The following is a 13741-nucleotide window of genomic DNA, read 5'->3' on the forward strand; positions in this document are numbered from 1 at the left end:
GCAAGAATTTTGGAAAATTCTTGCCAGGAAAATTCGAATTTTCCTGGCGCGTCTCTGCAAAGGGGACGGCTTATGCCGCCCACCAGGCCTCGATTTCGTCGCGGGTAATCCGGTCTGCCGGGCCGAGGCCGACCAGCAGCGTCTCCTCCGCCTCGCAGCGTTTGGCCTCCACATGGCGGCCCACGACGTGCAGCTCATAGGCGCCGCCGGTGGTCAGCACGAAACCTTTCATCCGGTAAAACCCGGCTGGCCGCTCTGCCAGTTTGTCCCCCAGCGTGCGGCGGTCCAGAACGGTGCTGCTGCGGTGCTGCCAGGTGGTATAGGAGGGGTGCGCCGCGACCGCGCGGCCCTTGGGCAGCGGCACCACGTCAAACAGAAGTTCTGCCACCGGAGAGGTGTTGAGCACGGTGGGGGTGCGGGCGCCGGCCTTGGCCAGAAGTGCTGAAAGCTCTGCATTCAGGTCATCGCATTTGGTAGCGATCACCAGATCGGCCGTGCGGATCTGCTGTTCTGCCTGCGGGGCTACCAGCGGATCGTTCAGCAGGGTCGCGGCGTTTTCCGCATCCACCAGGGAGACGATGCCGCCGTAGCTGAGGCCGGATTCATTCAGGACGGAATTGGCGATGGCAACGGGATCGGAGATACCGCTGGCCTCGATCACCAGGTGGTCGGGCTGTTCCGGGCGGTTGAGTACGGTGCGCAGCGCCAGAGACAGGTCATCCCCCATGGTGCAGCAGACGCAGCCGTCGGTCAGGGCGATCTTGCCGCCTTCAGTGTCCTGGATCAGGGCGTCATCAATGTTGACCGCGCCGAAGTCATTGACGATCACGGCCAGTTTCAACCCGTGATCCTCTGCCAGGAGGCGGTTGATCAGCGTTGTCTTGCCCGCGCCCAGATAGCCGCTGATAATCGTTACTGGCAACCGGTTCATAGGCTCTGTTCCTCCAGAGCGCGGCGTGCTCCCGACTGCATGTTTCCCCCCTAATTTCAAGATGCGCGAACCTATAGGCATGTGGTGGTGGCGGGTCTAGGAAAAGCTGGGATTGCTTCGAACTTTCGCCAAACTGGCGGCTGCTGTGCCATTTGGGAAACGTACAGGCAAAAAAAGCGCGGCCAGAGCCGCGCTTTTCCAGTTTCTTTGAAGGCTGGCGTTACTTCCAGCCGACGTCGTTGAAGATCTTCTGTGCCTCGGGCAGGTTCTTGGCGACCTCGGATAGGTTCACGTCATCCGGCTTGAAGTGGCCAAGCGCCGCAATCGAGGGGGCCAGGCCGACGCCGGACACGGCCGGGTATTCGTCATTGCCGGCGGAGAAATACGCCTGAGCGGAATCGCTGGAAAGGTATTCCAGGAACTTGATGGCGTTCTCCTTGTTCGGAGCATGTACGGCCACGCCACCGCCCGACAGGTTCATATGTGCGCCTTCCGCGTTCTGGGAGGGGAACAGCCAGCCGATCTGATCGCGGTTTTCGGAGATGCCCTTGACGTCTTTGCGGATCGAGCGGGCAAAGTAATAGCTGTTTGCAACGGCAATATCGCATTCGCCGGAGATGATGCCGCGCATCTGGTCCGTGTCGCCGCCCTGCGGATCGCGGGCCATGTTGGCGACCACGCCCTCGGCCCAGCCGCGGGCTTTTTCAGCGCCGTGGTGGGTCACGATCGAGGCCAGCAGGGTCTGGTTGTAGGTGTTCTTGGACGACCGGATGCAAACCTTGCCTTTGTAGGCAGGGTCGGCCAGATCCAAATAGGTCTGCGGCGGGTTTGCCACCTCATTCTTGTCGTAGAAAATGATGCGCGCGCGCTGGCTGAAGCCGAACCATTGGTTGTCCTGATCCTGCAGGTAGGCGGGGACGCGGGCTTCCAGCACGTCGCTGTCGATGCTTTGCAGGACACCCGCCTCCTTGGCGCGGGTCAGGCGCGAGGTGTCGACGGTTATCAGGATGTCAGCAGGCGAGTTTTCGCCTTCGGCATTCATCCGGGCAATCAGCTCATCGGCGTTGCCTTCGATGCGGTTGATGGTGATGCCGGTGGCCTCTTCGAAGTTCGAATAGAGCTGCTCGTCGGTGTCATAGTGGCGCGAGGAGTAGATGTTCAGCTCGCCCTCGGCAGCAGCGGCGGTGGCAACAGCTGCGCTCAGCGCGCCGGCCATAACGGTTGTGGCTTTCAGCATTGGATGTCCCGTTCTTGGTTAGATCAGTTTTCCGACTGAAACAGTCGATTAAAGCATCTGGCGGCAGATGCAATGAATTTCCGACTGAAACAGTCAGAAAGTCGCAATCAGCTGTTGCCTTGCCAGGCCCGGAACGCGCTCTGTCTTTGCATCGCTTGTCCGGACTGACCCCCCAAACGCAAAAAAACCGCATCGGATGATGCGGTTTTCTGCATGTCGCTGTGGTGGATCTTAGCCCTGGCGCGCTTTGAACTTGCGCTGGGTCTTGTTGATCACGTACACGCGGCCTTTACGGCGCACAACCCGGCAATCGCGGTGCCGGTTCTTCAGCGAACGGAGCGAGTTCTTGACCTTCATGGTCTCTCTCCTTGTCTGCGGCGCGAACCAGCGCCTGGGTTAGCGGGTGCTTGGGCCGGAGCCGAAGCAGTGAATTGAATGGTGGGCGATACAAGGATCGAACTTGTGACCCCTTCGATGTCAACGAAGTGCTCTACCGCTGAGCTAATCGCCCACTCTGGCCTGCGCTGCGTTCCTGCCCCTTAGAAGTGAAAGGGGCGCGGGGTGCCGCGCCGGTGAGGGGGTCTATAAATAGAGTCGCCGGCGTGCGCAAGAGCTTTTGACCGCAGAAATTTCCGCGATATGCTGTTTCTTGCACAAGAAGCACCGGAGCAAGGATGCCTGATACAGCGTTTTCCGTGATTTCCCCGCAGAAACTGGCCTCGGCAGTGGTTTTTGCCTCTCCGCACAGCGGCGCGGACTATTCCGATTCCTTTCTGTCACAGTCGATTCTGGGGCGGAAAGAGATCCGCAGCTCAGAAGATGCCTTTGTGGACCAGCTGTTCCGGGCAGCGCCGGAGTTTGGGGCGCCGCTGCTGCGGGCCCTGAAGCCAAGGGCCTATCTGGATCTGAACCGCGCGCCGGATGAGCTGGACCCGGCGGTGATCGAAGGGGTGCAGCGGCGCGGCCAGAATCCGCGGGTGGCCTCTGGGCTTGGGGTGATTCCGCGGGTGGTGGCCAATGGCCGGGCGATCTACAGCGGCAAGCTGCCGCGGGCGGAGGCGGAGCGGCGGATCAAGGACTGCTGGCATCCATACCACAAGGCGCTGAAGGGGCTGCTGGATCAGTCGCACCGGCAGTTCGGGCAGGCGATTCTGGTGGATTGCCATTCGATGCCGCATGAAGCGGTGGAGGCGATGGCGCCGCAAGGAACGGGCAGGCCGGAGATCGTGCTGGGCGACCGGTTCGGGGCAGCCGCGGACAGCAGAGTTGTTGACCGGATTGAGGCGGCTTTTGCCGCAGCCGGGCTGAAGGTGGCGCGCAACACGCCCTTTGCCGGTGCCTATATTGCCCAGACCTATGGCCGCCCTTCGCGGCGCCAGCATGCGGTGCAGATTGAGATCGACCGGGCGCTTTATATGGACGAGGCCAATATCCGGCCCAATGCAAATTTCGATGCGCTGCAGCAACTGCTGCGCCAAGTGGTGGCCGAAATTGCGGCAATCGGGCGGGAGGAGCTGCCGCTGGCAGCGGAGTAGCTGCGTCACCTTCAGCGCAGGGCGCGGCCTTTCAGAATGATGCTGTCGCCGAATCTCTTGCGGATGGCATCCGTGGCGCGTTCGGCCTCTGCCCGTTTGCCCGCATTCGGGTCCAAGAGGTCGCCGGTTTCATCAGCGTGCGATTCGGGAACCAGGTCTGATATCCCGCAGCCCAGTAGCCGGTAGGGGCCTTCGTCGCCGACCTGATCCAGCAGGCCGCGGGCGGTGCGGTAGATGCGGTCTGCAATCTGGGTCGGGCTGCGCAGGGTCACGCGCCGGGTCAGTGCCGAATGGTTGGCGCGTTTCAGCTTGAGCGTCACCACCCGGCCCGCCAGCTCCCGCGCCTTGGCCCGGTCCGACACTTTCTCAGCCAGCCGCCACAGGTGGCCGTCGAGCACCTCCAGACTGGCGGTATCCTCAAAGAAGGTGGTCTCATTGGAGATCGACTTGATCGGCTCATGCGCCGAGACCCGGCGCCGGTCCTGGCCGCGGGCCAGATGCCAGAGCCGGTCGCCCATGGAACCGAAGCGGACGTGCAGGGCCTCGCGGTCCCAGCGCAAGAGGTCGGAGAAGGTGCGGATGCCGGCCTTGTCCAGGCTTTCCTGGGCGGCAGGGCCGATGCCCCAGATCAGCCGCACCGGTTTTTCACGCAGGAAATCACCCGTCTCGGCCTTGCCGATCACCGAAAAGCCGCGCGGCTTGTCGAGGTCGGAGGCAACCTTGGCCAGGAACTTGTTGTGGGAAAGGCCGATGGAGCCGGTCACGCCCAGTTCATCCTTCATGCGCTTGACCAGCCGGGCCAGCATCACTGCGGGCGGCGCGCCGTGCAGCTTTTCGGTGCCGGTGAGGTCCATGAAGGCCTCGTCCAGCGACAGCGGCTCCACGTCCGGGGTCAGTTCGTTCATCATCTTGCGAATCTCGCGGCTGACCTCGACGTAGACGCTCATCCGCGGCTTGATCACCATGGCGTCAGGGCAGAGCTTCAGCGCCTGGAACATCGGCATGGCAGAGCGCACGCCTCGGATACGGGCGACATAGCAGGCGGTGGAAACCACGCCGCGCTTGCCGCCGCCGATGATCACCGGCTTGGTGGCGAGCTCCGGATTGTCGCGTTTTTCGACGCTGGCATAGAAGGCGTCGCAATCCATGTGGGCGATGGTGAGGGCAAACAGCTCCGCATGAGCCTTGATCCGCGGGCTGCCGCAATGGGGGCAGCGCCGGGCAGGGGCGATCTGGCTGAGGCAGTCTCGGCAAAGGGCGTGCATGGGTATGGCGGGCTGTGGTCTTGGATGGGCAAGTTTAACTTGCGGCGGAAGGCTTGTCTTTAGCGCGGCCGGTTGCCAAGTGACAGATCATGACAACAGCAGGCGAAGATTTTGCCGGCGCAAAGCTGGCGGTGTTTCTGGGGCAGGATCTGCTGGTCATCCAGCGCGATGACAAGCCGGATATTCCCTATCCCGGGCATTGGGATCTGCCGGGCGGGGGGCGTGAGTCGGGTGAAAGCCCGGCAGCCTGCGCGCTGCGCGAGACCTATGAAGAGGTGGGGTTGGTGCTGAAGCCTGATCTGCTGATCTGGTCCAGAGCGTACCAGCGGCCGCACGGGCGGGTCTGGTTTTTTGCTGCGCATTTGCCCGCTGCGGCGGTTGCGCAGATCCGGTTCGGCAATGAGGGGCAAGGCTGGGCTCTGATGGCGCCGGAGGCCTATTGCACGCATCCATTGGCAGTACCGCATTTTGCAGAGCGGCTGCGGGAGTATCTTGCGGTGCGGCCAGTGTGACTGCGGCTGAAAAGAAAGATCCCCCGCTGGTGTGCGGGGGGAAAGGTGACGGGTCTCAGGAAGAAAAGCCCGTCTGGGGAGTGTCTCAATATGAGAATCTCCCACATGGCGCTGTTTCGCAAAGTTTGCGGGCCTGAGCATTGGCTGCGGGTTTGGCGGGTGTGCTTTTTGAGGCACAGGACGATTTGGCGCAGAAATAGCCCTGACTGCGGGTTTCGTCAGCGAAAAGAGCAACTTGACGTTACGTCACCGGCGGGCGGTAAGGCGCCTGGCCGGGAAATGGTGCACCTGCCGCACATTTTTCTTTCTGCCTAATTTTTAGGCAATCTGATGGGAGGAGAGCTTGCAGCAAGGCGATACACCCGTTGCTGCCTGTGCCGGAAGCGGTATGGCTTGTTACGCTTTTACGCCTGCCAGCTCCGCCAGGATGGCTTCGGCTGCGGCGCGCGGGCTGTCCGCTTTCCAGATCGGACGGCCCACCACGATATGGTCAGCGCCGTCTGCAATGGCGCTGGCCGGGGTGGCGACGCGCTTCTGGTCGCCCAGGTCCGCACCGGCCGGGCGCACGCCTGGGGTGACGATCAGCTTGCCTTCAGCCTCGGGCAGGGCGCGGATCAGGGCGGCCTCCTGCGGGCTGGCGATGACGCCGTCGGCGCCCGCGGCAAAGGCATTGCCTGCGCGTTCCAGCACCAGGTCCTGCACTGCGCCGTCCTTGATCAGCGCCCCGTCCAGGTCCTGACGGTCGAGCGAGGTCAGGATGGTGACGGCGAGGATCTTGAGGTCCTTGCCGGCCGCGCCTTCCTTGGCCGCGCGCACCACATAGGGGTCGCCATGCACGGTGAGGAAGTCGAGGTCGAACTGCGCCAAGCCCCGCACTGCGCTTTCCACGGTGGCGCCGATGTCGAACAGTTTCATGTCGAGGAAGATGCGCTTGCCGTGCTCCTGCTTGAGCTCATTGGCCAGCGCCAGGCCGCCGCCGGTGAGCATGCCAAGGCCGATTTTGTAGAAGGAGACCGCATCGCCGAGCTGTTCGGCGAGTTTCAGACCGTCCAGCGCATTGGGGACATCCATGGCAACAATCAGGCGGTCGTCGGCGCGCGGGGCTTGGGTCATGGCGGGGTCCTTTGGTGGCGGTTCGGCGTGAAACTGGCGTTTCATACGCAAGGGGCGGCGGTTCGGCAAGGCGCAGCGGGGTGCTCCCGCAACTGAAGCTGTCCCGGCGGGACAGATTACAGTTTTGGGCATGGCGCCGCGCTGGTGCGCGGCGCGGCTGCGCCTGGGGGGGGCGTCCGGGTATAAAGTTGACGCAGGTCAGGGATTTGCTCACCTTTTCCGGCGAGTATGGGTTGAAGCGGCAGGATCGCTTCCCAAATTGAACCTTGAGGCCCGGACCGGGGCGTGCCGCCTAGCGGGCGCTGCCAAGAACAGGGCGCTTGATAAAGGAGAGCAAGATGGACTTGAACAAGTTCACGGAGCGTGCACGGGGGGTCGTGCAGGCAGCGCAGACCATTGCAATGCGCGAGGGGCACCAGCGGCTGGTGCCGGAGCATATTCTGAAAGCATTGATGGATGACGATCAGGGGCTGGCGAGCAACCTGATTTCCCGCGCGGGCGGTGCGCCTGCCCGTGTCGTGGAGGCGGTGGAGGCCGCCGTTGCCAAGCTGCCCAAGGTGAGCGGTGACGCGGCCCAGATCTATCTGGACGGGCAGACCGCCAAGGTGCTGGATGAGGCCGCAAAGATTGCCGAGAAGGCGGGCGACAGTTTTGTGCCGGTCGAGCGTCTTCTGATGGCGCTGTGCATGGTGAAGTCCAAGGCGAAGGACGCGCTGGAGGCTGGTGCGGTCTCCGCGCAAAAGCTGAATGAAGCCATCAACGATATCCGCAAGGGGCGCACGGCTGACTCGGCAACAGCTGAGGAAGGCTATGACGCGCTGAAGAAATACGCCCGCGACCTGACTGAGGCGGCGCGCGAGGGCAAGATCGACCCGATCATCGGACGCGACGAGGAAATCCGCCGCTCGATGCAGGTGCTGTCTCGCCGGACCAAGAACAATCCCGTCCTGATCGGTGAGCCGGGCGTGGGTAAGACCGCAATTGCCGAGGGCATGGCGCTGCGCATCATCAACGGCGATGTGCCGGAGAGCTTGCGCGACAAGAAACTGCTGTCGCTGGACATGGGGGCGCTGATTGCCGGTGCGAAATACCGCGGCGAATTCGAGGAGCGGCTGAAGGCGGTGCTGACCGAGGTCACTGAGGCTGCGGGCGAGATCATCCTGTTCATCGACGAGATGCACACGCTGGTCGGTGCCGGTAAATCCGACGGTGCGATGGATGCGGCCAACCTGATCAAGCCGGCTTTGGCGCGCGGGGAGTTGCATTGCGTTGGTGCGACCACGTTGGATGAATACCGCAAGTATGTGGAGAAGGACGCGGCGCTGGCCCGCCGGTTCCAGCCGGTGATGGTGACGGAGCCGACGGTGGAGGACACCGTCTCGATCCTGCGTGGCATCAAGGAAAAGTATGAGCTGCACCACGGTGTGCGCATTGCCGATGCGGCGCTGGTGGCGGCGGCAACGCTGTCGAACCGTTATATCACCGACCGCTTCCTGCCGGACAAGGCAATCGACCTGATGGATGAGGCGGCCAGCCGCTTGCGTATGCAGGTGGACAGCAAACCGGAGGAGCTGGATGCGCTGGACCGGCAGATCCTGCAGATGCAGATCGAGGAAGAAGCGCTGAAGCTGGAAGACGATGCCGCCTCCAGGGACCGGCTGGAAAGGCTGCAGAAGGAACTTGCTGAGCTGCAGGAGCAGTCCGCCGAGATGACCGCGCAGTGGCAGTCGGAGCGGGACAAGCTGGCTTCTGCCCGTGACCTGAAGGAGCAGCTGGACCGGGCCCGCGCGGAACTGGACATTGCCAAGCGGGAAGGCAACCTCGCCAAGGCGGGGGAGCTGTCTTATGGCGTCATTCCGGGGCTGGAGAAGCAGCTGGCGGATGCCGAGAGGAAGGAAGAGCAGGGGCTGATGGTCGAGGAGGCCGTGCGGCCCGAGCAGATCGCAGCTGTTGTCGAGCGCTGGACCGGTATCCCGACCTCCAAGATGCTGGAGGGCGAGCGCGAGAAACTGTTGCGCATGGAAGATGAGCTCCACCGCCGGGTGATCGGCCAAAACGCGGCTGTAACCGCGGTGGCCAATGCGGTGCGCCGGGCGCGGGCAGGTCTGAATGACGAGAACCGGCCGCTGGGCTCTTTCCTGTTCCTTGGGCCCACCGGTGTCGGCAAGACGGAGCTGACCAAGGCGGTGGCGGGCTTCCTGTTCGACGATGAGCACGCGATGGTGCGGATCGACATGTCGGAGTTCATGGAGAAGCATTCGGTGGCCCGCCTGATCGGCGCGCCTCCGGGCTATGTCGGCTATGACGAGGGCGGGGTGCTGACCGAGGCCGTGCGCCGCCGCCCCTATCAGGTGGTGCTGTTCGATGAGGTCGAAAAGGCGCATCCGGATGTGTTCAACGTGCTGCTGCAGGTGCTGGATGACGGCGTTCTGACCGACGGCCAGGGCCGCACCGTGGACTTCAAGCAGACGCTGATCGTGCTGACCTCCAACCTTGGGGCGCAGGCCCTGAGCCAGCTGCCGGAGGGCGCCGATGCCTCTGACGCGCGGCGTGACGTGATGGATGCAGTCCGGGCGCATTTCCGCCCGGAGTTCCTGAACCGTCTGGACGAGACGATCATCTTCGACCGTCTGGCACGGGGTGACATGGACGGCATTGTCGAGATCCAGCTGGCACGTCTGCTGAAACGCCTGGCAGGGCGCAAGATCGCGCTGGAGTTGGACGAGGCGGCCAAGACATGGCTGGCGGATGAGGGCTATGACCCGGTGTTCGGCGCCCGGCCTTTGAAGCGGGTGATCCAGCGCGCCTTGCAGAACCCGCTGGCAGAGGCCCTGTTGGCGGGAGAGATCAAGGACGGCGATACCGTTCCGGTCTCGGCCGGCAGCGAGGGGTTGATCATCGGCGACCGGCTGGGGACGTCGGACCGGCCCAAGCCGGATGATGCCGTGGTGCATTGAAGGGGTGAGAATGAAGAAGGCCCGCCCCAAATTGGCGGGCCTTTGAATTGCCAAGAGGTGCGTTACAGCTCCAGGCGCTGCGCACCGGTGTGGGAGCGCTCGCCGGCGAGAACCAGGCAATAGCCCTCACCTTCCAGTACCAGTTGGCTGAAGGACGACTGGTTCCGGCGCAGTTCCTGCAGATACCCTGCGGTGCTGGACTTGCGGAGTTTCACGAAACGGAACCGCACTTCTGCCGGAGCTGCCGCTGAAGCAAATGATGGAAGCGTGCCAACTGCCACAGCCGTTGCAACGGTGCTGGCCATGAAATCACGGCGCGAAATGCCGGCGCAGGTTCCTGCCACTAGATTACCAGCCTCTTGAAGTACTGCACCTTTGGAGGCGCAGTCATGAAGGAGACAAGCTGGTTCATGACGCCGTTTTCGGAAATTGCCTGGATGTAGCTGGCATGATGCGCTTTGGAGAGCCACTCTTCGGCAATCAGCAGGCTGCGTGTTTCCTCGTCATAATAGACAGTGACTGACAGGGCGCCGTCAAAGCCGCGCACTGCCGGCAATCGTTCCGCCAGGAAGGGTTCCAGTTTTTCGAACTGTCCTTCGGCCACTTCCATCTCAAGCGTTACCCAAATGCTCATCGGGGTCTCCTTTTCTCATTGGATGACCCGTTCTTTGCCTGCAGTGCCCAGCCGCCGCTAACGCGATCCGATCAAGGATATTGCAATCGGATCAGAAACCTTCATTAGTTTGCGGTATGTGTAAAAAGCTGCTTGCCGCGGCCTGCACGGAACAACCTGTGGAACAGTCGCGTGACCCGCACACAGAACAAGCTGATTGTTATTCCTGAGGCTTTGGCGGCCTTTTCCTTTACCAGGGAAATCCTGTCGAGCAGGCATGGCCGGCTGTTGCATAAGGTTTTGCACGCAGATCTGCGGGACTTGGAATTTGTCTGCAGCGAAATCTGTATTTGCTACTTGCTGAAGGGGCGTGAGCGTTTTTTTGACACTGGCGGAGCCTGCACTGAAATCCAAGCAGGCGAACTTGTCATCATTCCACCGAATGTTCGTTTGCAGTCTGATTTCCGCAGCCATGATGGCCCGTTGGAAGCTATGATGATCTTTCTGTCCCCGGCGCTGGTCAGCGATGTGCTGCCACGATTGGGCGGCGGGCAGGCAGCTGAACAGGCAGGTCTGGCAACCGTTCCAGCGAGTCAAAGCCTGGCAGCCTTCATGAGCGGCATCGTGCAGGTCTACGACAGCTTGCAGGTGGATGCCGATCTGGCGCGCCTGAAACTGGTTGAACTGATCATGCTGCTTGCCTTGCTGCATGACCGCAGCAAGCTGGCCAGTACGCTCGCGGGAAGTTTGGGCACGCAGCACCATCGCTCGGTTGCTCATGTCGCCCGAGCTTACCTGGATCATGATTTGCGCACCGCGGACCTGGCGGCGCTGTCCGGGCGCTCAGTTCCAACTTTCAACCGGGAGTTCCGGCGGATCTTCGGTGCGTCCCCCGCAAAATGGCGCAAGCAACGCCGGCTGGATCAGGCAAGGAAGATGCTGGAAAGCACCGACGATGCGATTACCAGTATTGGTCTGGCGGCGGGGTACGAAAGCACATCCAATTTTATCAGCGCCTTCAAGAAGGAATACGGGCTGACGCCTGGCCAGTTCCGGGCGGCAGCCTTGGCGGCAGGTCTCTAGCTGCGCTGAAGGCGGCTTAACCAGCCGCGGCCTCCTTGGCCATCTTGCGCTCATACTTACGTCGCAGAACTTTTAACCTCGGTTCCCAGTTGTACCGCGGGTCTTCGGTGGTCTCTGACCAGTAAAGCTTGCCGCCATAGCGCCAGGGGTCGAGCACGATGCCCTCGTAAATACCGTCGCCCTTGGCCGCGATCACCGCGGTGGAATGGTCGATGCGGAACTCATTCTTCGGCTCGGCAATGGCGCGCAGCATCGATAGCGTCTGGAAATTCTCCTGGTTGAGACGCGCCTGCATGTCCTCGGCGTAATGCACGCAGATGCCGCGCTCCTTGACGCCGCTGTTCACCAGCGTGTTGTGGATGATCGGCGAGGTGGTGACATTGTACTGCTCTGCCAGCCGGGCAGAGTGGCTGTAAGCGATCTCCGCCGCGCGGCGGGCCTCATCTGCATCCACCTGCGGATCCAGAGACTGGATGGCGAGGGACAGGGCCTCGACATCGGTCCTGGTGGCCGTGGGGGCGCTGGCGCAGCCTGTCAGGACGGCGGCGGCAAGCATCATCAGCGGTGCAATTAGGGATTTCATCTTAGTCTGCCCGGAGCGGTTTTGATTTCCAGCCAGCATAGTTAAACCGTGCACCGGGTGCAGCGGGGAAATGTCCGGCCACAGCGCATTTTCCGGCCTTTGGGCGCTGGGCCGCTTCACATTTGCGTCAGCAGGGGCGCCCTGGGCCGGATTTTCTTTGATACTGGCAGGGCTTCCAACGTTACAAATCTCTCGCGCAGTCGTGACGGGATATGTTTTGGGTTTTGCGCCCGGGACCGTTACCTCAGGAGAGACCCGCAATATCAGGAGACGCAGATGGCGCGCCGCTGGACCAATGACTTGACCCTTGCCGATGCAACCCCGGAGGCAGATTTCTGGAACCGCCGCCGGATCATGGCCGGGCTGGCAGGTGCCGGGCTGGCCGCAGCGCTGGGCGGCCGTGCGCAGGCGGAAGAGGCGCTTGAGCCAAACAGCTGGGAAGAGGTGACCAGCTACTGCAATTTCTATGAGTTCGGCACCGGCAAGAGTGATCCCGCGGCCTATGCCGGCCGGATGACCACCCAGCCTTGGAGCGTGAAGATCGACGGGCTGGTGGATCGCCCGGGCGACTATTCCCTTGAGCAGATCCTGGGGGAATTGACGCTGGAGGAGCGCATCTACCGCTTTCGCTGCGTTGAGGCCTGGTCGATGGTGGTGCCTTGGCAGGGATTTGAGCTGGCCGATCTCTTGAATATGGCAGGCGTGCAGGAGGGGGCCAAGTACGTTGCCTTTGAAACCCTCTACCGCCCATCGGAGATGCCCGGTACGGCTTATAAGGTGCTGGACTGGCCTTACCGCGAAGGCCTGCGCCTGGATGAGGCGATGCACCCGCTGTCGATCATGGCGACCGGGATCTTCGGTAAGCCGCTGCCCAACCAGAACGGCGCGCCGCTGCGGCTGGTGGTGCCGTGGAAATACGGCTTCAAGTCGATCAAGTCTGTGGTGCGGATCACCCTGACGGATCAGGAGCCCCCCACCAGCTGGAACATGGCCAACCCGCGCGAATACGGTTTCTACAGTAATGTGAACCCCAACGTGTCGCATCCGCGCTGGAGCCAGGCCAGCGAGCGCCGCATCGGCGGCGGTCTGTTTGCCAAGCGCCAGCCGACACTGATGTATAACGGGTACGAGGAAGAGGTTGCGTCGATGTACAAAGGCATGGACCTGGCCGAATACTTCTAATGGGGGGGCGACAACGGATGGGATCACTGAATCAGCTTCTGCGCCGCCTGCCTGTCTGGGCAGTTTACCTGCTCGGGGCGCTACCCGCGCCTTGGCTGTTTTACCAAGGGCTCACTGGCGGGCTGGGGGTAGAGCCGATCAAGGCGCTGGAACATGAATACGGGGAACTGGCGCTGCAGCTGATGATCCTGACGCTGGCGGTCTCGCCGCTGCGGCGGCTGGCCGGGCTGAACCTGATGAAGTTCCGCCGCGCAATTGGGCTTTTGTGCTTCTTCTATGTGCTGTGCCACCTGCTGGTCTGGCTGGTGCTGGATGTGCAGATCCTGGGGCAGATCATCGCGGATATTGCGAAACGGCCCTATATCACCATCGGCATGGCGGCGTTTGTCCTGATGCTGCCGCTGGCGCTCAGTTCGAATAACCTGTCCGTGCGGGCGCTGGGCCGGACCTGGACGCGGCTGCACCGGCTGACTTATGCGGCTGCGCTGCTAGGGGGCCTGCACTTTGTGATGCTGTCGAAAGGGTTTCAGATCGAGCCGCTGATCTACCTCGGGCTGACCCTGCTTCTCTTGGCCCTGCGCTTGCCAGTGCTGAAGCGGTCCAAACATCCGGAATCATCCGGAACGCCCAGCCGGACCTAGTCCGGAGAATCTGGTCCCGGGGTCCGGGAGGCGGCCCTCCCTGGCGGCGGTTTTGCTTCCGAGTCGCAGTTGTTTTCATTGGTTCCTGG

At 62.3% G+C, this 13741-nt stretch carries 14 protein-coding genes and 1 tRNA gene; 6 read left to right on the forward strand and 9 right to left on the reverse strand.

The window, feature by feature from the left end:
* Positions 1 to 70 precede the first annotated feature (70 nt).
* The 4 genes from RA24_RS17930 to RA24_RS17945 all read right to left on the reverse strand — a co-directional run bounded on the left by RA24_RS17930 (position 71) and on the right by RA24_RS17945 (position 2679).
* Positions 71 to 931 (reverse strand): CobW family GTP-binding protein, encoded by an 861-nt coding sequence (locus RA24_RS17930; RefSeq protein ID WP_039193292.1) that lies wholly within the window; start codon positions 929 to 931, stop codon positions 71 to 73.
* Between the two features lie 220 nt (positions 932 to 1151).
* On the reverse strand, positions 1152 to 2168 hold the full coding sequence (locus RA24_RS17935; protein WP_039193294.1) for a Fe(3+) ABC transporter substrate-binding protein: 1017 nt from the start codon (positions 2166 to 2168) through the stop codon (positions 1152 to 1154).
* 231 nt (positions 2169 to 2399) lie between these two features.
* Positions 2400 to 2525, reverse strand: coding sequence for a type B 50S ribosomal protein L36 (ykgO, locus tag RA24_RS17940; RefSeq protein WP_005648635.1), 126 nt, complete (start codon positions 2523 to 2525; stop codon positions 2400 to 2402).
* A 79-nt stretch (positions 2526 to 2604) separates the two neighbouring features.
* Positions 2605 to 2679 (reverse strand) — tRNA-Val (locus RA24_RS17945).
* Positions 2680 to 2842: 163 nt separating this feature from the next.
* Between RA24_RS17945 and RA24_RS17950 the strand changes: the two genes are divergently transcribed.
* Positions 2843 to 3703 (forward strand): N-formylglutamate amidohydrolase, encoded by an 861-nt coding sequence (locus RA24_RS17950; protein ID WP_039172286.1) that lies wholly within the window; start codon positions 2843 to 2845, stop codon positions 3701 to 3703.
* Between the two features lie 11 nt (positions 3704 to 3714).
* On the opposite strand, the gene RA24_RS17955 is transcribed toward RA24_RS17950, so the two are convergent.
* Entirely contained in the window at positions 3715 to 4968 is a 1254-nt protein-coding gene (locus tag RA24_RS17955) for a DNA polymerase IV (RefSeq protein ID WP_039193296.1), read from the reverse strand.
* An 89-nt stretch (positions 4969 to 5057) separates the two neighbouring features.
* Here RA24_RS17955 and RA24_RS17960 point away from each other — a divergent pair, with 89 nt between their 5' ends.
* Positions 5058 to 5480, forward strand: a complete 423-nt coding sequence (locus RA24_RS17960) for an NUDIX hydrolase (RefSeq protein ID WP_039193298.1) — start codon at positions 5058 to 5060, stop codon at positions 5478 to 5480.
* 396 nt (positions 5481 to 5876) lie between these two features.
* On the opposite strand, the gene pyrF is transcribed toward RA24_RS17960, so the two are convergent.
* On the reverse strand, positions 5877 to 6593 hold the full coding sequence (gene pyrF, locus RA24_RS17965) for an orotidine-5'-phosphate decarboxylase (protein ID WP_029204701.1): 717 nt from the start codon (positions 6591 to 6593) through the stop codon (positions 5877 to 5879).
* Positions 6594 to 6931: 338 nt separating this feature from the next.
* Between pyrF and clpB the strand changes: the two genes are divergently transcribed.
* Positions 6932 to 9550 (forward strand): ATP-dependent chaperone ClpB, encoded by a 2619-nt coding sequence (gene clpB, locus RA24_RS17970; protein WP_039193302.1) that lies wholly within the window; start codon positions 6932 to 6934, stop codon positions 9548 to 9550.
* Positions 9551 to 9612: 62 nt separating this feature from the next.
* Here clpB and RA24_RS22675 read toward each other — a convergent pair whose 3' ends face one another.
* Positions 9613 to 9765, reverse strand: a complete 153-nt coding sequence (locus tag RA24_RS22675) for a hypothetical protein (RefSeq protein ID WP_206540666.1) — start codon at positions 9763 to 9765, stop codon at positions 9613 to 9615.
* Positions 9766 to 9893: 128 nt separating this feature from the next.
* Positions 9894 to 10184, reverse strand: coding sequence for an antibiotic biosynthesis monooxygenase (locus RA24_RS17980; protein WP_019295080.1), 291 nt, complete (start codon positions 10182 to 10184; stop codon positions 9894 to 9896).
* Positions 10185 to 10355: 171 nt separating this feature from the next.
* Here RA24_RS17980 and RA24_RS17985 point away from each other — a divergent pair, with 171 nt between their 5' ends.
* Entirely contained in the window at positions 10356 to 11246 is an 891-nt protein-coding gene (locus RA24_RS17985; RefSeq protein ID WP_039193306.1) for a helix-turn-helix domain-containing protein, read from the forward strand.
* 16 nt (positions 11247 to 11262) lie between these two features.
* Here RA24_RS17985 and RA24_RS17990 read toward each other — a convergent pair whose 3' ends face one another.
* A complete protein-coding gene (locus RA24_RS17990) occupies positions 11263 to 11829 on the reverse strand; it encodes a hypothetical protein (protein WP_019295078.1) in 567 nt (188 codons plus the stop codon).
* A 276-nt stretch (positions 11830 to 12105) separates the two neighbouring features.
* Between RA24_RS17990 and msrP the strand changes: the two genes are divergently transcribed.
* Positions 12106 to 13011, forward strand: a complete 906-nt coding sequence (gene msrP, locus RA24_RS17995; RefSeq protein WP_039147770.1) for a protein-methionine-sulfoxide reductase catalytic subunit MsrP — start codon at positions 12106 to 12108, stop codon at positions 13009 to 13011.
* Positions 13012 to 13028: 17 nt separating this feature from the next.
* Entirely contained in the window at positions 13029 to 13652 is a 624-nt protein-coding gene (msrQ, locus tag RA24_RS18000) for a protein-methionine-sulfoxide reductase heme-binding subunit MsrQ (RefSeq protein WP_019295076.1), read from the forward strand.
* Positions 13653 to 13741: the final 89 nt, after the last annotated feature.

The organism is Leisingera sp. ANG-M6, from assembly GCF_000813905.1.
Taxonomy (GTDB): domain Bacteria; phylum Pseudomonadota; class Alphaproteobacteria; order Rhodobacterales; family Rhodobacteraceae; genus Leisingera.

Excerpts from the sequence above, each read along its gene's own strand:
- RA24_RS17930 (WP_039193292.1), bottom strand. The coding sequence starts at position 931 with ATGAACCGGTTGCCAGTAACGATTATCAGCGGCTATCTGGGCGCGGGC.
- RA24_RS17935 (WP_039193294.1), bottom strand. The coding sequence starts at position 2,168 with ATGCTGAAAGCCACAACCGTTATGGCCGGCGCGCTGAGCGCAGCTGTT.
- ykgO (WP_005648635.1), bottom strand. The coding sequence starts at position 2,525 with ATGAAGGTCAAGAACTCGCTCCGTTCGCTGAAGAACCGGCACCGCGAT.
- RA24_RS17950 (WP_039172286.1), top strand. The coding sequence starts at position 2,843 with ATGCCTGATACAGCGTTTTCCGTGATTTCCCCGCAGAAACTGGCCTCG.
- RA24_RS17955 (WP_039193296.1), bottom strand. The coding sequence starts at position 4,968 with ATGCACGCCCTTTGCCGAGACTGCCTCAGCCAGATCGCCCCTGCCCGG.
- RA24_RS17960 (WP_039193298.1), top strand. The coding sequence starts at position 5,058 with ATGACAACAGCAGGCGAAGATTTTGCCGGCGCAAAGCTGGCGGTGTTT.
- pyrF (WP_029204701.1), bottom strand. The coding sequence starts at position 6,593 with ATGACCCAAGCCCCGCGCGCCGACGACCGCCTGATTGTTGCCATGGAT.
- clpB (WP_039193302.1), top strand. The coding sequence starts at position 6,932 with ATGGACTTGAACAAGTTCACGGAGCGTGCACGGGGGGTCGTGCAGGCA.
- RA24_RS17980 (WP_019295080.1), bottom strand. The coding sequence starts at position 10,184 with ATGAGCATTTGGGTAACGCTTGAGATGGAAGTGGCCGAAGGACAGTTC.
- RA24_RS17990 (WP_019295078.1), bottom strand. The coding sequence starts at position 11,829 with ATGAAATCCCTAATTGCACCGCTGATGATGCTTGCCGCCGCCGTCCTG.
- msrP (WP_039147770.1), top strand. The coding sequence starts at position 12,106 with ATGGCGCGCCGCTGGACCAATGACTTGACCCTTGCCGATGCAACCCCG.
- msrQ (WP_019295076.1), top strand. The coding sequence starts at position 13,029 with ATGGGATCACTGAATCAGCTTCTGCGCCGCCTGCCTGTCTGGGCAGTT.